We start from the raw sequence: 16090 nt of genomic DNA on the forward strand, positions 1-16090 counted from the left end.
AAAAGTTATATTATCAACGAGCAATACTATAACTCCTTCAGGAATCCGTCAAGCATTTTATTTTCCGGCTTGCGAAATGCCTTTTTCTTGCTGGATAAAAATGGACTTCCCATAACCCCTGCGGGTTGAAAGCGATATCAATCTTTCAATCTTTAAATTTTGATACGTAAATTAGGCATATTTAAATGGCTTTTACCCGTTCTATTTAAAACGTTCCATAAGTAATCTTGTAGAGGCATCTCTTGCATGTTGGGGAGCACCATATGTACAATTCTAGTGATTAAAATTGAATACTGCAATCTTTTTGTACTTTGAATACAAATTTTTATAACGACATTCCATTTCTAACTTTTCAGAACTTTTATGTACATAGGAGGTCATCATTTTATGAATAACAGAGTATATCTTTCCTTGGCCATCCCGCTTACGATTTCGACGATGAGTACGCCCTTGCTCGGTGCGGTCGATACGGCTGTGGTTGGAAAGTTGAGTGATCCCGCTTATATTGGCGGGGTGGCTGTCGGAACGATAATTTTTAATACGATGTATTGGCTTTTTGGTTTTCTTCGGGTCAGTACATCTGCCTTCGCTGCACAAGCGGAAGGGGCAAGGGATGAAAAGCAAACCCTGATGGCCTTGATTCGGCCTTTTTTCATTGCAGCGATCATCGGTCTGCTTTTTATCGTGATCCAAAAGCCCATTTTGAATGTATCGTTAGGCGCAATCGGTCCGGAATCGGACGTTTCCGCCTTTGCCGCAGATTATTTTGGCATCAGGATATGGGGCGCTCCTTTTGCTCTATTGAATTATGTCATCTTAGGCTGGTTAATCGGGAAATCGAGGATAAAAACGTCTTTGTTCATTCAAGTTTTCATGAACGTGATGAATATAATCTTATGCCTCGTTTTCGTTAATGGTTTTTCATGGTCTGTATCAGGGGTTGCTGCCGCTTCACTGATATCAGAGATTTCCGCTTTTTTACTGGGCTTGTGGGTCATCCGGAAAGCGGTTAACGTACCGGAATCTTTTTCATTCCGGGAGGGGTTCGATCGGGCTTCCCTGAAAAAAATGATGGTGGTCAACAGGGATTTATTCATCAGGACCATTTGCCTGATCACGGTTTTCAATCTTTTTACGGCCAAGGGAGCGACTTTCGGGACAGAGACCCTTGCGGCCAATGCCGTACTCATTCAAATCCATTATCTGATGGCCTATTGCTTTGATGGCTTCGCGAACGCGTCAAGCCTTCTGGTCGGGAAGGCGATTGGTTCGAGAGATATAAACCTTTATAAAAAAACACTCTCACTATCGGCGCGGTGGGGCTTGTATGCCTCGTTCATACTTGCCGCATCTTACTATCTTTTCAGCGATGAGGTCATTCTCTTATTCACGGATATTCCCGGCGTCATCGAATTGGCCCATGAATATGGACTTTGGATAGTCCTATTCCCATTCAGTGCCTTTATCGGACTCATTTTTTATGGAGTGTTTACCGGTGCGACTGAAGCCGTTCCAGTAAGGAACTCTATGCTTCTGGCACTGATGGCTTTTTTAATAGTCCAATACGCAGCAGTCAGCAATCATGGCAATCATGGTTTATGGCTTGCATTCCTGGCTTTCAGTTTAGGACGTTCTTTGTTTTTAGCATTATATATCCCAAGACTGAACAGAAAAGTAACAGTGTTAATGAATGATAGTCTAATGAAATCATCCTCTTTTTAATAAAAGAGGGTGTTTTTTTATTTTTGTAAGGAATTTTATCGGTAGTTTGATGTTAGCAATAATGCGGGAATACGAAGAATAGGTAGCAAGGCTTGGCGAATGTGGTAGTAAAAGTGATAAAATGAAAAATATATATAAAAGAGGAGTTGTCATATTTTGAGTGAATTGAATTGGCGAGAAGAAGTTGAAAAACGGAAAATGGACTTATTGCTTGACACACAAAACTTATTGAAAATAAAAAGTGTACTTGATGAAGAACACCCGACAGAGGAGGCCCCACTCGGTAAAGGGGTGAAGGAAGCGCTTGATTTCATGCTTCAATTAGGCGAAAAAGACGGTTTTACTGTGAAAAATGTCGATAATGTCGCTGGTCATATCGAAATGGGGGAAGGCGAGGAGTTAATCGGGATTTTATGCCATGTCGACGTGGTACCAGAGGGAGATGGCTGGAGTTCGGATCCGTTTGGTGCTGAAATCCGCAATGGCCGCATATATGCCCGTGGGGCAATCGATGATAAAGGGCCGACTATGGCTGCCTATCATGCGATGAAGCTGGTCCGGGAGCTAGGAGAACCTTTGAACAAACGTGTAAGGATGATCATTGGAACCGATGAAGAATCGAACTGGCGCTGCGTTGACCGGTACTTTGAAGTGGAGGAAATGCCTTCGATCGGCTTCGCACCAGATGCTGACTTCCCGATCATCAGTGCGGAAAAAGGAATATGGGATTTCTCGGTTATCCATCCTGCCGATGCAGGAAATGGCACGAACTCAGATGTGAATGTCATCGAGTTTTCTTCAGGTCGAAGGACGAATATGGTACCGGATTTTGCGACGGCTATTGTGGAAACGGACAACACTGCTGAAGTGGCTGCAAACTATCAGGATTATTTGCAAAAGTACTCATTGGAGGGGCAAGCCGTTCCGCAAAAAAATCAAGTGCTGCTTGAAATGAATGGTGTTTCGGCACACGCGATGGAGCCGAACAACGGAAGAAATGCAGGTCTGCATTTAGCCGTATTTTTAGCTGATCTCACTCTTGATCCGCATGCGAAAGCCTACTTCACTTTCATCAAGGATCGTTTGTTCGAAGATTCCCGCGGAAATAATTTAGGTGTGGCGTATTCGGATGAGCAAACAGGAGAATTGACGATCAATGCCGGCGTTTTCAATTATTCTAAACAAGGCGACAGCTCGATCGGCTTCAGCATGCGTTATCCGGTCACGTTTGAGTGGGAACAGCAAAAGGCGGCGCTGGAAGAAAGGCTTGCGGCATATAATTTGAAAGTGAAGACCAATTCGCATTCAACTCCGCATTATGTGGACAGTGAAAGCTTCTTGATCAAGACGTTGCAGGAAGTGTATGAAGCGGAGACAGGTGATAAAGCCGAGCTTCTTTCGATTGGCGGCGGCACATATGCCCGTTCATTGAAAGAAGGCGTTGCATTTGGCCCGCTTTTCCCAGGCAGCGAAGACATTGCGCATCAGAAAGATGAATATATTGATATTGAGGATATGCTTAAGGCTACGTCCATTTATGCACGTGCCATTCATGAATTGGCTAAATAAGAGGCAAAGAGGGAGAAAGACATGGGAAAAATCATTTTTAACGGCGACCTTAAAAGCAGGTCCGAAGTAAAGGTAGATATTGAAGACAGGGGATATCAATTCGGTGATGGCGTCTATGAAGTCATTCGGGTTTATAATGGCGAATTATTTACAGGGGATATGCATCTGAACCGGTTGATGGACAGTGCGAAGTTGATTCAGATGAAAGTTCCTTTTACTGTAGAGGAAATCAAAACCCGCATGAAAGAGCTGATCGCTGAAAATCAACTGAAGGACGGTATCGTCTATATGCAGCTGACAAGAGGAGTATCTGCGCGTACACACTCTTTTCCAACTGCAGAGGTGGAACCGGCCTTTGTCGCCTATACAAAGGAAATGCCTTATACAGGCAAAATGAAGCCAGGGGTCAATGCTGTTACCACCGACGATATACGCTGGCTGCGCTGTAATATCAAGAGTTTAAATCTACTGGGAAATATAATGGCTAAACAGCAAGCGGTGGAAGCCGGCTGTGATGAAGCGATCCAGCATCGTGATGGTACGGTGACGGAGGGAAGTTCGTCAAATGTCTCAATCGTGGTGGATGGTCAACTTAAAACGCATCCGGCCACAAACTTGATCCTGAATGGAATTACCCGTCAGGTGATGCTGAAGCTTTGCGCTGATCATGGGATTCCCTATGTCGAAGAAGCCTTCACGGTCGAGGACATGATGGCAGCCGATGAAGTTCTTTATACAAGCACTAGCGTCGAAGTGACACCCATCATTAATGTCGATGGCCAATCGATTGCAGCCGGGGAACCCGGTCCGATAACTCAAAGACTGCAGAAACTGTTTTCCGAGGAAATCGAGAAGCAATGCGGTTCCGTTAAATAGAGGAATGCCCCTTTGCCACTAATGGCAAGGGGGTTTTTTTATCTGTGTAGCCGGAAGCGAGATGGCCTTCCCCGAATTCCCGATCACGTTAATTACATCGATATGCAATCCTCTCTTTTGACATTTTAAAAAACCAGGAATATACTTGCTAATAACCTAAAAAGTTTACCTATTGCAACAATTTGAGTTACGTGTAAAAGGAGTAGAAATAGATATGTCCGATGTGTTGCATCAATCTTCTTCGAGAGGAATAAAAAATCTGCTTCCCTATCTGGGGCCTGCCTTCATAGCAGCTGTTGCCTATATTGATCCAGGGAATTATGCGACTAATATTACAGCCGGATCTAAATATGGCTATACGTTATTATGGGTTATCTTCGCCTCCAATTTAATGGCTGTGCTAATCCAATCACTATCAGCTAAATTGGGGATAGCCACTGGAAAGAACCTTCCGGAGCTATGCAGGGAAAAATTTTCGAAAAAAACATCTTTCTTATTATGGATTCAGGCTGAAGCCGTTATAATGGCAACCGACCTAGCTGAATTCATAGGAGCCGCACTAGGGATTTATTTACTATTTGACTTACCGTTGATCACATCGGCAATCATAGCAGCGATTAGTTCCTTTGCCATTCTGGAAATCCAGCGCAGGGGATATCGAACATTCGAAGCCCTGATCACGGTCATGATATTTGTCGTTGTGATAGCTTTTGGCGCTCAAGTTTTTTATGCAAAACCTGACACTTCAGCCGTTGTTTTAGGACTCTTCACTCCAAAATTCGACGGAGTGGACAGCATTTTACTATCGGCCGGCATGCTTGGAGCCACCGTTATGCCACATGCGATATACCTTCATTCCTCTTTGACTCAAAGAAGGATAGTCGGAGTAAACGATTTGGAAAGAAAAAGGATTTATCGTTTTGAGCTAATTGACATTGTCATCGCCATGTTGATTGCAGGTGCGATCAATGCCGCCATGGTCATCGTTTCAGCTGCCCTATTTCATAAGAATGGAGCACTAGTGGAGGACTTGGATGTTGCCTATCAACAATTCGGGGCCATGCTTGGACCATCAGTCGCGATGTTCTTTGGAATAGGATTATTATTTGCCGGTTTATCGAGCTCAGCCGTTGGTGTAATGACAGGTGATGTTGTCATGCAAGGATTCATTAAAAGACATATTCCGATTTATTTAAGAAGGGTCATTACTACCGTCCCGCCCCTGCTCATAATATTATGGGGAGTGAATCCATCCAAAGCGCTTGTGATGAGCCAAGTTGTACTCTCGTTTGGCATCGCGTTTGCCTTAGTGCCATTGATCATGTTTACAAGCAATAAAAAAATCATGGGCAGCCTGGTCAACCATAAAATCACCTCGGGCGCCGCTTGGCTTATAGCTGTACTTATCATTGGACTGAACTTGTTCCTGCTTTACGAAACACTGTTCAGCTAACATGGAAATTGCAGGGGAGGACCGATTTTTGGTCCTTTTTTGCTGTATTTTTCTATAATCGACCCAGAGCTGAAAAAAATACATCCAGGAACTGCGTATGATCCGTCATGGGCTTTTTTCATAGTATGGTAGATTGGGGAATATTCCTGTGGGGATTAGGAGGCCCAAGAAAGGGTATAGGCAATGGGAATTATGGTAAAATTAAAGGGAAAACAGGAAGGAATGGAAATGAACATGAATACTCATTTTTTCTTTGCTTTAGTATTGCCTGATGATATTAAGGCCTATTTAAATGCTGTTACGGAACAACTAAAGCCAGACTTTCCATTTAAGAAATGGCTGCATCCAGCCGATTATCATATTACGATGGCATTTTTGGGCAATGCTCCCGATACATTGAAAGAGGATGCTTTGGGGCGTGTGGGAAGCGTGCTTGCCAATGAGGCCTCATTCGGCTTGGAACTCGGCAATATCGGCGGTTTCGGCAAGAGTGACAGTCCAAGGATTCTTTGGACAGGCGTCAAGCAGCAAGAAAGGCTTTTTTCCATTCAAAGGAAAGTCTATAATTCCTGTATCGAAGCGGGTTTTGAACTTGATAAAAAGCCGTTTAAGCCTCATATTACACTGGCAAGAAAATTCGAGGGGGATAATCCCTTTTCTCTGGAGGGTGTTCGCCAGATGGCGAATGTGCAGGATAAGCATTTTGAAGCAGATCAGGTTGCGTTATATCAAACACATCTTGGAGCTTCCCCTTCATACGAGAAGATTTTCACGATAAACCTCCAAAAATAGAGAGATGGGTGGTGGTCGAATGGCACAGCTCATAAAGATGCAAGATTATATTTCCCGGTATGAGCAGGATATTTATCGTTATCCTACACAATTTGCACGGTTGAAAAAACAGCAATGGGATAAATTGAAGGCTGCTTATAATGCGGGCGAGCTAGATCGGTTGTATAGTGAACATACTGAAAGTGAAACACAGGCCAAACTTGATCCGCCTCAGGAAGATTCGAAGCGCCTGTTTAAAAAGGTGAAAGGCATATTCCGCCGGACAGGTAAACAGGAGTCAGAGGCGGAAGAACTGCCGATGCCGAACCAGATTGAAGATACTAATGTTTTTTCATTAAGATTTCCGTTCCGGCCGGCCAGTCTCGATGAATTAAAGCAAAATTTTTTAAATCAATTGCTTCGTTTTCAAATGAAATGGGGGAGTTCGACGCTTCGTGAAAAGTCATTTGTGGATCAATCATTCTTTTTGGATGAGAGGCTCCGCTTTTTTCTGCAGCGTTTTCCGGATACGTTTCTCGTATTATATAAACCTATCTTTCTTTTGAAAAATGCGCCTGTTGAAGTCGAAGTCATTTTATTGACCCCGGTTGATGCTTGGTGCATCACGTTTCTGGAAGCGGAAGAAGACGCTGCTTTCATCGGGTCAAGTGAACGATTCTGGGTCCGCAGGCATCATAAGCATCCTGATAAAAAAGTGCTCAATCCTTTGCTTGGTGCAAATCGGATGACGAACATCGTCTCCCAGTTATTTGAGCTATATGGAGTGAACATGCCGATTAAAAAGGTGATTTTATCCCGGAATGGATATGTCGATTATCCCGAAGCCCCTTATGATATTACGATATTGGATAAACGGACCTTCCCGGAATGGTTCGAAAGGATGCGGGCCATATCGTCTCCGCTCAAGGCACAGCAGTTAAAAGGGGCACAGGCTTTGCTTGAATATTGCCAAACTACATCCAGCCTGCGACCTGAATGGGAAGCGGAGTATAACCAAACGGATGGAAATCAGCATGCCGCACCTTAAAGAAACGGTGTATTTCATTGTCAATCCAATGGCAGGAAATGGAGAGAGTTTAAAGGTTTGGAAAAAGGCCGAGAAAATACTGCAATCAAAAGCTGTTCCCCATGAGGTGTTTTTTACACGGGAAAAGGGGCATGCGCTAAGATTGACGAAGGAGATCCTATCAGGGACGAAGCAGGATACCCGGATGATCGCTGTTGGGGGAGATGGCACGATTAATGAAATGATAAATGGCGCCATTGGTTTCCCCCACGCTATCATCGGATCCCTTGCGGCTGGATCCGGCAATGATTATGTAAGGGGCATTCAAAAAACCGAGAGTGTGGAAGAAGCTCTTTCTTTATTTCAGGATAATGCCTTTAGTGCCATTGATATCGGACAGTTCGAGACGAATGGCAAGATTGGGTATTTCGTGAACAGCCTGGGAATGGGCATTGATGCTGAAATTTCCGATGAAGCGGAGCGTTCCCCTCTGAAAAAATGGTTTAATTTTATCAGAGCGGGTAAATTAATTTATCTGTTCATTTTTATAAAAAAGATAGTGACTTACAAGCCCGGCTGCATGGAATTGATCATTGATGGAGACCGGCATCTTTTGAAAAAGGTTTGGTTCATCGTTATTGCGAACCAGTCCTATTTTGGCGGTGGGATGAAAATTTCACCGATGTCGAAGCTGGATGATGGCAGGTTGAACGTGATTGCGGTCCATGATATTCCTTTGTTGAAATTATTGACCGTCTTCATCACCGTTTTATGGGGCGGTCACCTGAACATTAAAAATGTTGATTCTTTTTCCGGTAAAATGATAAAAATGAAGAATGAAGGGTCAGTGAAAATCCAGTCTGATGGGGAAATTGTTGGTAGGAACGAAGTAGCTGCAGTGGTTCTGAAAGAGAAATTGCGCGTCATGTTACAGGCTGATAACCGATACAAAAATATGAAATGATTTATTTGTTTTTGTTTTATGCGTATAATCGTTTTATAGTACTTGACGAAGAAACCGTTTTTCAACTAAAATTTAATTTATGGCTATTGTTTAATTGCTCAATAGCTATTTTTTTATTTCTCTAAAATGAGGATGTTTTTAATTGCGGGTATCATCCCGATGCAAGTATATATGCAGCTTCGCCAGCAGGCGGATTTTTTATAAAACATGGACTCAAAGTAGTGGTAATACATACACTAGGTGAACGTACCCACATTTGTATGATTAAGCGAGGAAATCGAAGGTGAACCAGTTGGAACATTTATTAGGTCAGGAGTGGGATATATCCCCTGCTGGAGGAGCTACGGGAGAAGCCTTTATTGCCGAGAAAGAGGGGCAGAAGCTCTTCCTTAAACGAAATTCATCGCCATTTTTAGCTGTTCTTTCAGCTGAGGGCATTGTTCCAAAGTTAATGTGGACAAAACGCCTGGAAAATGGGGATGTAATTACGGCCCAGCATTGGATGGAAGGCAGGGAGCTATCTCAGCAGGAAATGAACAATATAAGAGTCGCAAAGCTGCTTCAAAAAATTCATCAATCCGATCCTTTGTTAAGCATGCTCAAAAGGCTTGGGAAATCCCCTTTACGACCTGAAAGTATACTTACAGACATAGAAACCGGGTTATCTTCGGATGTTACGGACATTCCGATTATCAAACAGGCCATCCATTTTTTACAGAACAATCTCCTGTTGATTGAATGCGACGAAAAAGTCGTCTGTCATTGTGATGTGAACCACAATAATTGGCTCATGACAGAAACGGACGGATTGTTCCTGATTGATTGGGACGGAGCGGTCATAGGCGATCCGGCCATTGACCTCGGCATACTCCTTTATTCATATGTCCCGAGGGAAGAATGGAATCAATGGCTTGCCCGTTACGGCAAGAAGCTTGACGCAGGCCTGGAGATGAGGATGAAATGGCACACGGTTTCACAACTTGTGCTTTCCATCCAATGGCATCATCGCAGGAAGCGGTACGAGGAAAGAAATGAATTACTGCAAAAACTGGAAGCGTTATTGATGTTCAGCTGATCAGAATTGATCTATATCATCCACCCACTGGGACAGGTCGTTCTGGTGGGTTGAAATATGTGCATCTAAATCGGCGGTACCGATGCCCGTCTGGCTGTATTCGTAAATCTCCGTCAGTATCGTTTTCACATTGCTGTCAATTTCCATATTGATCATTAAGGATTTGACGAGCCTTTCAACCTGTTCACATTCAGAAACGGATCCGCAGCAGTCTGTTTGATGGTTGGTCAATATATCTTTCAATAGTGACATTTGGTGTTCATGGGAAAGCGGCATATAATACCTCTCCTTTCTTAAACATGGATTCAAGGGATTCCCAGGTGGTACTCGCCTGCCCTTCACTTATTTATGGTGTGTTTTGCTGAAAGTTTTATACATGAAAACTACAGTGACTGTCGCCTGGATGGCCGGCAGTTTTTTTATTTGATCAGTGGGTGTTTCCTGAAAAAATCAACTTGCAGGAATCCATACACTCGTGTTATGGTTTGAACGATTATATTATAAATAGGGGTGTCATCATGCGTTTAAGAAATAAACCTTGGGCTGAAGACCGTTTGAATGATTTTCCACAATATGTAATTCAGCAGCCAGTGAGCCATAAAGGTAAATGGCATGAAGTTTTCGGAAACGATAATCCGTTATATATTGAAGTGGGTACGGGAAAAGGCCGTTTCATCACAGAAATGGCAAAGGCCCATCCTGATGTGAATTTCATTGGAATTGAAGTATATGGAAGCGTCATTGTCGCTGCATTGGACTTGCTGATTGAAGCGGATGTTCCAAATTTAAAGCTGTTGAATGTTGACGCAGCGAACTTAGGGGACTATTTTGCAAAAGGTGACGTGGATCGCGTCTACTTGAATTTCTCTGATCCATGGCCGAAATCACGTCATGCAAAACGTCGATTAACATATAAGACCTTCCTCGAAGTATATGAAGGCATCCTGCCGGACAAAGGCGAGATTCACTTCAAGACGGATAATCAAGGGTTATTCGAATCTTCCTTGAAAAGTATTTCAGAATACGGCATGCTCTTGAAATATGTAAGCCTTGATTTGCATAACAGCAGTTTTGAAGGCAACATCATGACTGAATATGAAGAAAAGTTCTCGAGCAAAGGCAATCGGATATACCGATTGGAAGCAATGTTCCAATAATCACCGATCAGAAGCCAGGTGCACAGCATCTGGTTTTTTTGTTTGTTCATGATTCACGGGGATGACTTGATTGTTATCAATTTCAATATATGGAAGCGGGTGTTAAACTAAAGGCAGAGGAGGGGTAAAATGGAAACGATGCAAATAGGGGAAATAAAATTAACATGGTTGAATGGCGGTGTGACACACTTGGATGGCGGTGCGATGTTCGGTGTTGTACCGAAACCGCTTTGGTCCAAGAAGTACCCCGTTAACGAAAATAACCAAATCGAGTTACGTACGGATCCGATTTTGGTGCAGGCCAATGGATTGAATATGCTTATAGATTCCGGTATTGGCAATGGAAAGATGAATGACAAGCAGAAACGGAATTTTGGGGTGACGGAGGAATCCAATCTTGTCGAAGATCTTGGCAGACTTGGAATTCAGCCAAATGATATCGATTACATTTTAATGACCCATCTACATTTCGATCATGCCTGCGGGTTGACGAAACGTGAAGGTGAAACTTGGGTGCCCGTTTTCGAGCGTGCAGAAATCATCACGACCAAAACGGAATGGGCGGAAATGAAAAACCCGAATATTCGTTCAAAAAGTACATATTGGGCAGAAAACTGGGAGGCTGTCGCTTCTCTTGTACGTCCTTTTGAAGGGGAACAGGAAATTACGGCTGGCATTAAAATGATCCATACCGGGGGGCATAGTGATGGACATGCGATCATCATCATAGAAGATGGCGGGGATAGATTGATCCACATGGCAGATATCATGCCGACGCACGCGCATGCGAATGTCCTCTGGGTCCTCGCTTATGATGATTATCCCATGACTTCCATCGAGGCGAAGGAAAAGTGGATGAAATCCGGACTGGAAAATGGGTCCTGGTATAGCTTCTACCATGATGCCCAATACTGTGCCATCAAATGGGATGCAACGGGTAAGGAGATACTAGCCGAATTGAAACGGAAGCGTTAAGAAGGAAAGCAAAAGGAGGACGTCATTCTGACGGCCCTCCTTTTTTTGTTTCAATCATTTTGTGCATTAAGCTCCAATATCGTTCCTGTCGAGGCATCTGCAACAAATTCGAATTGCTCGCGTTTACCTTCTGTATTTCTGGTGATCCCGCCTTTGTACACTTCATAGTCCAAATCGTTTTTTGTATAGTTCTCCGGCTTCATCAAGATCCATGAGCCATATATATTTCCGTCCTTTTTGACTGTTTCCTTCACTTGGGCCAAGACTTTATCGGGAGAAGGTTTACTTGATTGATCCAATAATTGTTTTGCTGCATAGCCAGCAGCAAATCCGGCTGCAGTACCTAGTAAAAACGTTTTCCAATTCATTGATTTCTCCTCCATTGCATTTTATAAAATCACTTCTTCTAGTATACAGAAGAACGCTTTATTTGACTAATAATTTGAAATTTTACCCATAAACTGATAAATTAGAACTTTCTAGTGTAACATGATGCTAAGTTTTGTAAAATAGAAAGAAACAATACATAGTTAGGGGTAGAAAAATGAATCATGAGACTTTGGAGCTTTTTAAAACATTGACGGAATTACCGGGAGCCTCGGGAAATGAACATGCAGTTCGGAGTTTCATGAAGAGTGAGTTGGAAAAGTATTCGGATGAAATCGTCCAAGATCGCCTTGGCGGAATATTTGGCGTAAAAAGAGGCAATGAGGATGGGCCGACCGTCCTGGTTGCCGGGCACATGGATGAAGTGGGATTCATGGTCACATCCGTAACTGAAAATGGAATGATTCGCTTTCAGACCCTAGGAGGCTGGTGGAGCCAAGTGCTTTTGGCCCAAAGAGTCGAGATCATAACCGATAACGGTCCGGTCATTGGTGTCATCGGTTCGATTCCGCCCCATTTGCTTGATGAATCGCAACGCTCAAAACCAATGGATATCAAAAATATGCTGATTGACATTGGGGCGGATGATAAAGAAGATGTGAAGAGAATCGGTATTAAGCCCGGTCAGCAGATTGTACCGATTTGTCCATTCACGCCGATGGCCAATGAGAAGAAAATCCTCGCAAAAGCGTGGGATAATCGTTATGGCTGCGGACTTGCGATTGAATTGTTAAAAGATTTAAAAGGTGAAACGCTGCCGAATGTCTTATATTCCGGGGCAACCGTCCAGGAGGAAGTGGGATTACGGGGTGCGCAAACTGCAGCTCATATGATCAAACCGGATCTTTTCTTTGCTTTGGATGCAAGTCCGGCGAACGATATGTCCGGCAGTAAAAGTGAATTTGGCCAGTTGGGAAAAGGGGCACTGCTCCGCATTTTTGATCGTTCGATGGTTACGCATCGCGGCATGAGGGAATTCATCCTTGATACGGCCGAGTCGAATGAGATTCCGTATCAATATTTCGTTTCCCAGGGCGGCACGGATGCAGGGCAAGTCCATATTGCAAACGAAGGCATTCCAAGCGGGGTGATTGGCATTTGTTCCCGCTATATTCATACACATGCATCCATGATTCATATTGATGATTATGCCGCTGCCCGTGAACTGATAGGGAAATTGGTTCGTTCCTGTGATAAAACGACATTGGAAACCTTGATAAAAAACGGTTGATGGAGGAAGCTGAAATGGAAAGGGATGCTGTCATAATCCTTTTCCATCAGCTTTTTTTTACATAGAAGGAAGGTAATTATATTGAAAATAGCAGTAGGAAGTAAGAATCCGGCTAAAGTAAGTGCCGTGCTTGGTGTATATGAAGATGCTGAAATCATTTCGCTTCAAGTGGGGAGCGGGGTTCCGGAACAGCCTTTTTCAGACGAGGAAACGATGGAGGGGGCCATGACACGTGCCCGGAATTGCTTGATTCACAGTGATGCCGATATGGGCATCGGACTTGAAGGCGGTGTCGTGAAAATGGGACAAGCCCTGTTTTTGTGTAATTGGGGCGCAATGGCCACGAGGGACGGTGAGGTCTTTGTAGCTGCCGGAGCGAGAATCCCGGTTCCGGGAATCGTTGCCGGGAAGCTGCTGGAGGGTGAAGAGTTGGGCCCGGTGATGGACGCCTTCACAAAGCAAGAGAATATTAGCAAAAAGGAAGGGGCGATCGGCGTATTTACAAATGAGCAAATCACCAGGGGCGAAATGTTCCTTCATATCATGAGGATGCTAGCCGGTCAACACGAATATAAGCTGAAAATGAGAAAGCACGATTTTTGAATCACTGTCATGGAAAGGCGTCTTCGAATGGAAACGAACACTGCCAAAACTGAGCAGAATAAGACAGGGTTTTATTGAGCGGTCTTGCTACAATAGTGACAAGGGGTGAACGGATATGGGGTGGGTTGAATCAATCCAAAAGGCCATCGACTATATCGAAGAGCACTTATTGGAGGACCTTACGATCGAGAGCATTTCCAGGCAGGCGAATGCTTCGGCTTTTCATTTTCAACGGACCTTCACCATTTTAACGGATATTTCCATTGGTGAATATATCCGGCGTCGAAGACTGACTTTAGCGGCCCAGGAGATATCATCCGCAAATGGCAAGGTCATTGATTTAGCCTGCAAGTACGGCTATGACACCCCCGAGGCATTCTCAAAAGCTTTTCGAAGGCAGCATGGGGTTTCTCCAAGCGAAGCGCGAAAGTATATGGGGAAGCTGAAATTCTATGAACGCCTGATGATACAGGTCATTCTGAAAGGGGCAAAACCGATGAAATACAATATCCTTGAAAGGGATTCCTTTCAATTGATTGGAATCAAGCAAGAGTTTTCCTTGGTTAATGAAGAGAATTTGATTGGGATTCCAAAGTTGTGGGAGAAAGTCAATTCGAATGGAACAGGAGATAGGTTAGCGAAGTTGAACAATGGCCAAATAGATGGCTTGCTTGGTGTATGTGTCGATAAGCGGGCTTTGGAAAAAACTGAAACGATGGATTATTGGATAGGTGCGGAGTATGCCGGGAAAGTGCCTGAAGAGTTTTCGACCCTTACGATACCGGCTTCCAAGTGGGTTGTATTTGAAGTTCACGGACCTATGCCTGATAGCATGCAACAAGCTTGGAAGCGGATTTTTTCCGAATGGTTCCCTACGAGCGGTCATGAACATGCCGGAACTCCTGAATTGGAAGTATACGACAATGCGGATGCTTCAAACCCTGACTATTACTCCGAAATTTGGATTCCGATTAAAAAGGGATAGTATTCAACCATCAAAATCATTCGTTATTCGGCTTGCAGGGGGGAGGCATCTAATTTGCCCCTGCAAGCTTTTTTATTTGTAAATATGAAATGATCAGTCCTTCATTCTTGTACTTGATAAGGACAGGGAGATTTACAGCCCGTCTTCAAAAATATAAGAAAGCACCTTCATGGCTTGATTCACGGATTCGACCGTGACACTTGCCTTTTCCGATAATTCCTTTAAGGCATGGTGATGGGTTTCCGGGCGAATCAAAATAACCGGTTTTCCCAGGGAAATGGCGGTGCTTGCGTCCATGGCAGTATTCCACTGCTTGTATTTCTCGCCAAACAGAGCGACCACAAGATCGGCTTTTTTCATCAAAAGACCTGTCCGCAAATTATTGATTTGGGAAGCGGCTGCATCCTTCAGGATAGGATTCGGCTGTTCCCCGAGGACATCTTCACCGATATTATCGGAGCGTTCATGATTTTCCATCGGGCCGACGAATTCTAATGGAAGCTTCAGTGCAGCGGCCTTATCTTTCAACTCACTTCTCCAATTTGAATGGATTTCCCCAGCAAGATAAACGGTTAACTTCATTGTACTCCTCCTCGATATTAAAATTGCTTTCATTGTACCATGTTTTTTAGAAAATGGATGAATTCCATAAATAAGGATAATATTATCCATAAGGTAGTAAAAGAGACGGCTGGAGGAATGACGATGGCTTTATCGAATAAGAATTTCCTTGTTATCCTGTTGATAAGCAGTTTGATCGCAGGCTGCTCAGGGATCGAGAGACAAACCGAAAAGGCAATGAAGGCTGCTGAAGTGGCTTTTCGTGACGATGAAAAACAGCCCAATCAAGAGGCAGGGCTAATTCAGGTCCATCTGCCAAAGGATTTTAAAGTAGTGGAAGAACATGATAATAACTTGATTTTACAAAAAGGTGATCAGATTTATATATTATTTGTCAATCCAAATGAAAAAGAAGACAGCTCCGTGTTATATTTGGCGATTAAGGAACAAGAGGATCAATTTGAAGTGCTGCATTCTTTTCAAACTGATGATAAATTCGGCTTTATTTCAATTAAAGAAATACCGAAAGAAAAGTATGAGCTTGCAGTGGGGATCGGCGGGGTGAAGCTGACAACGGAAACGGATAAAGACCAATTAAAAACCGATGCAAAACAAATGATGGAAATCGTTTCATCCGTGCCTCAGAAATAAGCTGACCACTGCCTTTCGACCGATCCGTATTAATGGTTGATTCGCGGAGAGTCTGGTATGATGGGATTATAAAAACTAAGGTG

General features: G+C 43.5%; 17 protein-coding genes. 14 read left to right on the forward strand and 3 right to left on the reverse strand.

Translation table 11 applies throughout. The features are described from left to right. The first annotated feature begins 387 nt into the window (after positions 1–387). From ACZ9AO_RS20250 to ACZ9AO_RS20285, 8 genes are all read left to right on the forward strand, one after another. Positions 388–1722: an MATE family efflux transporter gene (locus ACZ9AO_RS20250; protein ID WP_251539818.1), complete on the forward strand. Its 1335-nt coding sequence runs from the start codon at positions 388–390 to the stop codon at positions 1720–1722. Between the two features lie 156 nt (positions 1723–1878). Next, positions 1879–3291: a dipeptidase PepV gene (gene pepV / locus ACZ9AO_RS20255; protein ID WP_034309301.1), complete on the forward strand. Its 1413-nt coding sequence runs from the start codon at positions 1879–1881 to the stop codon at positions 3289–3291. 21 nt (positions 3292–3312) lie between these two features. Next, positions 3313–4167, forward strand: coding sequence for a D-amino-acid transaminase (gene dat / locus ACZ9AO_RS20260; RefSeq protein ID WP_476110079.1), 855 nt, complete (start codon positions 3313–3315; stop codon positions 4165–4167). A gap of 214 nt (positions 4168–4381) precedes the next feature. Continuing rightward, positions 4382–5620, forward strand: coding sequence for an Nramp family divalent metal transporter (locus tag ACZ9AO_RS20265; protein WP_476110081.1), 1239 nt, complete (start codon positions 4382–4384; stop codon positions 5618–5620). Between the two features lie 183 nt (positions 5621–5803). Further along, the gene (thpR, locus tag ACZ9AO_RS20270) at positions 5804–6412 is read left to right on the forward strand and encodes an RNA 2',3'-cyclic phosphodiesterase (protein WP_251539815.1); all 609 of its coding nucleotides are present in this window, start codon (positions 5804–5806) and stop codon (positions 6410–6412) included. Between the two features lie 19 nt (positions 6413–6431). Then, positions 6432–7439 (forward strand): NERD domain-containing protein, encoded by a 1008-nt coding sequence (locus ACZ9AO_RS20275; protein ID WP_251539814.1) that lies wholly within the window; start codon positions 6432–6434, stop codon positions 7437–7439. Further along, on the forward strand, positions 7351–8382 hold the full coding sequence (locus ACZ9AO_RS20280; protein WP_251539813.1) for a diacylglycerol/lipid kinase family protein: 1032 nt from the start codon (positions 7351–7353) through the stop codon (positions 8380–8382). The genes ACZ9AO_RS20275 and ACZ9AO_RS20280 overlap by 89 nt, the downstream gene beginning before the upstream one ends. Before the next feature lie 292 nt (positions 8383–8674). Continuing rightward, positions 8675–9457 carry a phosphotransferase family protein gene (locus ACZ9AO_RS20285; protein WP_048682303.1) on the forward strand — a complete coding sequence of 261 codons (783 nt, stop codon included), beginning with the start codon at positions 8675–8677 and terminating at the stop codon, positions 9455–9457. Here the strand turns inward: ACZ9AO_RS20285 and ACZ9AO_RS20290 are convergent, their stop codons facing one another. After that, entirely contained in the window at positions 9458–9733 is a 276-nt protein-coding gene (locus ACZ9AO_RS20290) for a YtzH-like family protein (protein ID WP_034309293.1), read from the reverse strand. It abuts the gene before it with no gap. A 242-nt stretch (positions 9734–9975) separates the two neighbouring features. Here ACZ9AO_RS20290 and trmB point away from each other — a divergent pair, with 242 nt between their 5' ends. Further along, positions 9976–10614: a tRNA (guanosine(46)-N7)-methyltransferase TrmB gene (trmB, locus tag ACZ9AO_RS20295; protein WP_251539812.1), complete on the forward strand. Its 639-nt coding sequence runs from the start codon at positions 9976–9978 to the stop codon at positions 10612–10614. Positions 10615–10743: 129 nt separating this feature from the next. After that, entirely contained in the window at positions 10744–11589 is an 846-nt protein-coding gene (locus tag ACZ9AO_RS20300) for a YtnP family quorum-quenching lactonase (protein WP_063594417.1), read from the forward strand. A gap of 50 nt (positions 11590–11639) precedes the next feature. Here the strand turns inward: ACZ9AO_RS20300 and ACZ9AO_RS20305 are convergent, their stop codons facing one another. Continuing rightward, entirely contained in the window at positions 11640–11957 is a 318-nt protein-coding gene (locus tag ACZ9AO_RS20305) for a PepSY domain-containing protein (protein WP_034309283.1), read from the reverse strand. Between the two features lie 176 nt (positions 11958–12133). Here ACZ9AO_RS20305 and ACZ9AO_RS20310 point away from each other — a divergent pair, with 176 nt between their 5' ends. The 3 genes from ACZ9AO_RS20310 to ACZ9AO_RS20320 all read left to right on the forward strand — a co-directional run bounded on the left by ACZ9AO_RS20310 (position 12134) and on the right by ACZ9AO_RS20320 (position 14795). Continuing rightward, entirely contained in the window at positions 12134–13207 is a 1074-nt protein-coding gene (locus ACZ9AO_RS20310; RefSeq protein ID WP_476110086.1) for a M42 family metallopeptidase, read from the forward strand. Between the two features lie 81 nt (positions 13208–13288). Further along, positions 13289–13810, forward strand: a complete 522-nt coding sequence (locus ACZ9AO_RS20315; protein ID WP_476110087.1) for a DUF84 family protein — start codon at positions 13289–13291, stop codon at positions 13808–13810. A 115-nt stretch (positions 13811–13925) separates the two neighbouring features. After that, a complete protein-coding gene (locus ACZ9AO_RS20320; RefSeq protein WP_251539808.1) occupies positions 13926–14795 on the forward strand; it encodes an AraC family transcriptional regulator in 870 nt (289 codons plus the stop codon). A 132-nt stretch (positions 14796–14927) separates the two neighbouring features. Here ACZ9AO_RS20320 and ACZ9AO_RS20325 read toward each other — a convergent pair whose 3' ends face one another. Continuing rightward, positions 14928–15377, reverse strand: coding sequence for a YtoQ family protein (locus ACZ9AO_RS20325; protein WP_251539807.1), 450 nt, complete (start codon positions 15375–15377; stop codon positions 14928–14930). Between the two features lie 123 nt (positions 15378–15500). Here ACZ9AO_RS20325 and ACZ9AO_RS20330 point away from each other — a divergent pair, with 123 nt between their 5' ends. Then, positions 15501–16007 (forward strand): hypothetical protein, encoded by a 507-nt coding sequence (locus ACZ9AO_RS20330; RefSeq protein WP_251539806.1) that lies wholly within the window; start codon positions 15501–15503, stop codon positions 16005–16007. Positions 16008–16090: the final 83 nt, after the last annotated feature.

Source organism: Peribacillus sp. TE19612, assembly GCF_056279465.1.

Bases quoted from the DNA above. Each gene is read 5' to 3' on its own strand.
- ACZ9AO_RS20250 (WP_251539818.1), top strand. From the start codon at position 388: ATGAATAACAGAGTATATCTTTCCTTGGCCATCCCGCTTACGATTTCG.
- dat (WP_476110079.1), top strand. From the start codon at position 3,313: ATGGGAAAAATCATTTTTAACGGCGACCTTAAAAGCAGGTCCGAAGTA.
- ACZ9AO_RS20265 (WP_476110081.1), top strand. From the start codon at position 4,382: ATGTCCGATGTGTTGCATCAATCTTCTTCGAGAGGAATAAAAAATCTG.
- thpR (WP_251539815.1), top strand. From the start codon at position 5,804: ATGGGAATTATGGTAAAATTAAAGGGAAAACAGGAAGGAATGGAAATG.
- ACZ9AO_RS20275 (WP_251539814.1), top strand. From the start codon at position 6,432: ATGGCACAGCTCATAAAGATGCAAGATTATATTTCCCGGTATGAGCAG.
- ACZ9AO_RS20290 (WP_034309293.1), bottom strand. From the start codon at position 9,733: ATGCCGCTTTCCCATGAACACCAAATGTCACTATTGAAAGATATATTG.
- trmB (WP_251539812.1), top strand. From the start codon at position 9,976: ATGCGTTTAAGAAATAAACCTTGGGCTGAAGACCGTTTGAATGATTTT.
- ACZ9AO_RS20300 (WP_063594417.1), top strand. From the start codon at position 10,744: ATGGAAACGATGCAAATAGGGGAAATAAAATTAACATGGTTGAATGGC.
- ACZ9AO_RS20305 (WP_034309283.1), bottom strand. From the start codon at position 11,957: ATGAATTGGAAAACGTTTTTACTAGGTACTGCAGCCGGATTTGCTGCT.
- ACZ9AO_RS20310 (WP_476110086.1), top strand. From the start codon at position 12,134: ATGAATCATGAGACTTTGGAGCTTTTTAAAACATTGACGGAATTACCG.
- ACZ9AO_RS20320 (WP_251539808.1), top strand. From the start codon at position 13,926: ATGGGGTGGGTTGAATCAATCCAAAAGGCCATCGACTATATCGAAGAG.
- ACZ9AO_RS20325 (WP_251539807.1), bottom strand. From the start codon at position 15,377: ATGAAGTTAACCGTTTATCTTGCTGGGGAAATCCATTCAAATTGGAGA.
- ACZ9AO_RS20330 (WP_251539806.1), top strand. From the start codon at position 15,501: ATGGCTTTATCGAATAAGAATTTCCTTGTTATCCTGTTGATAAGCAGT.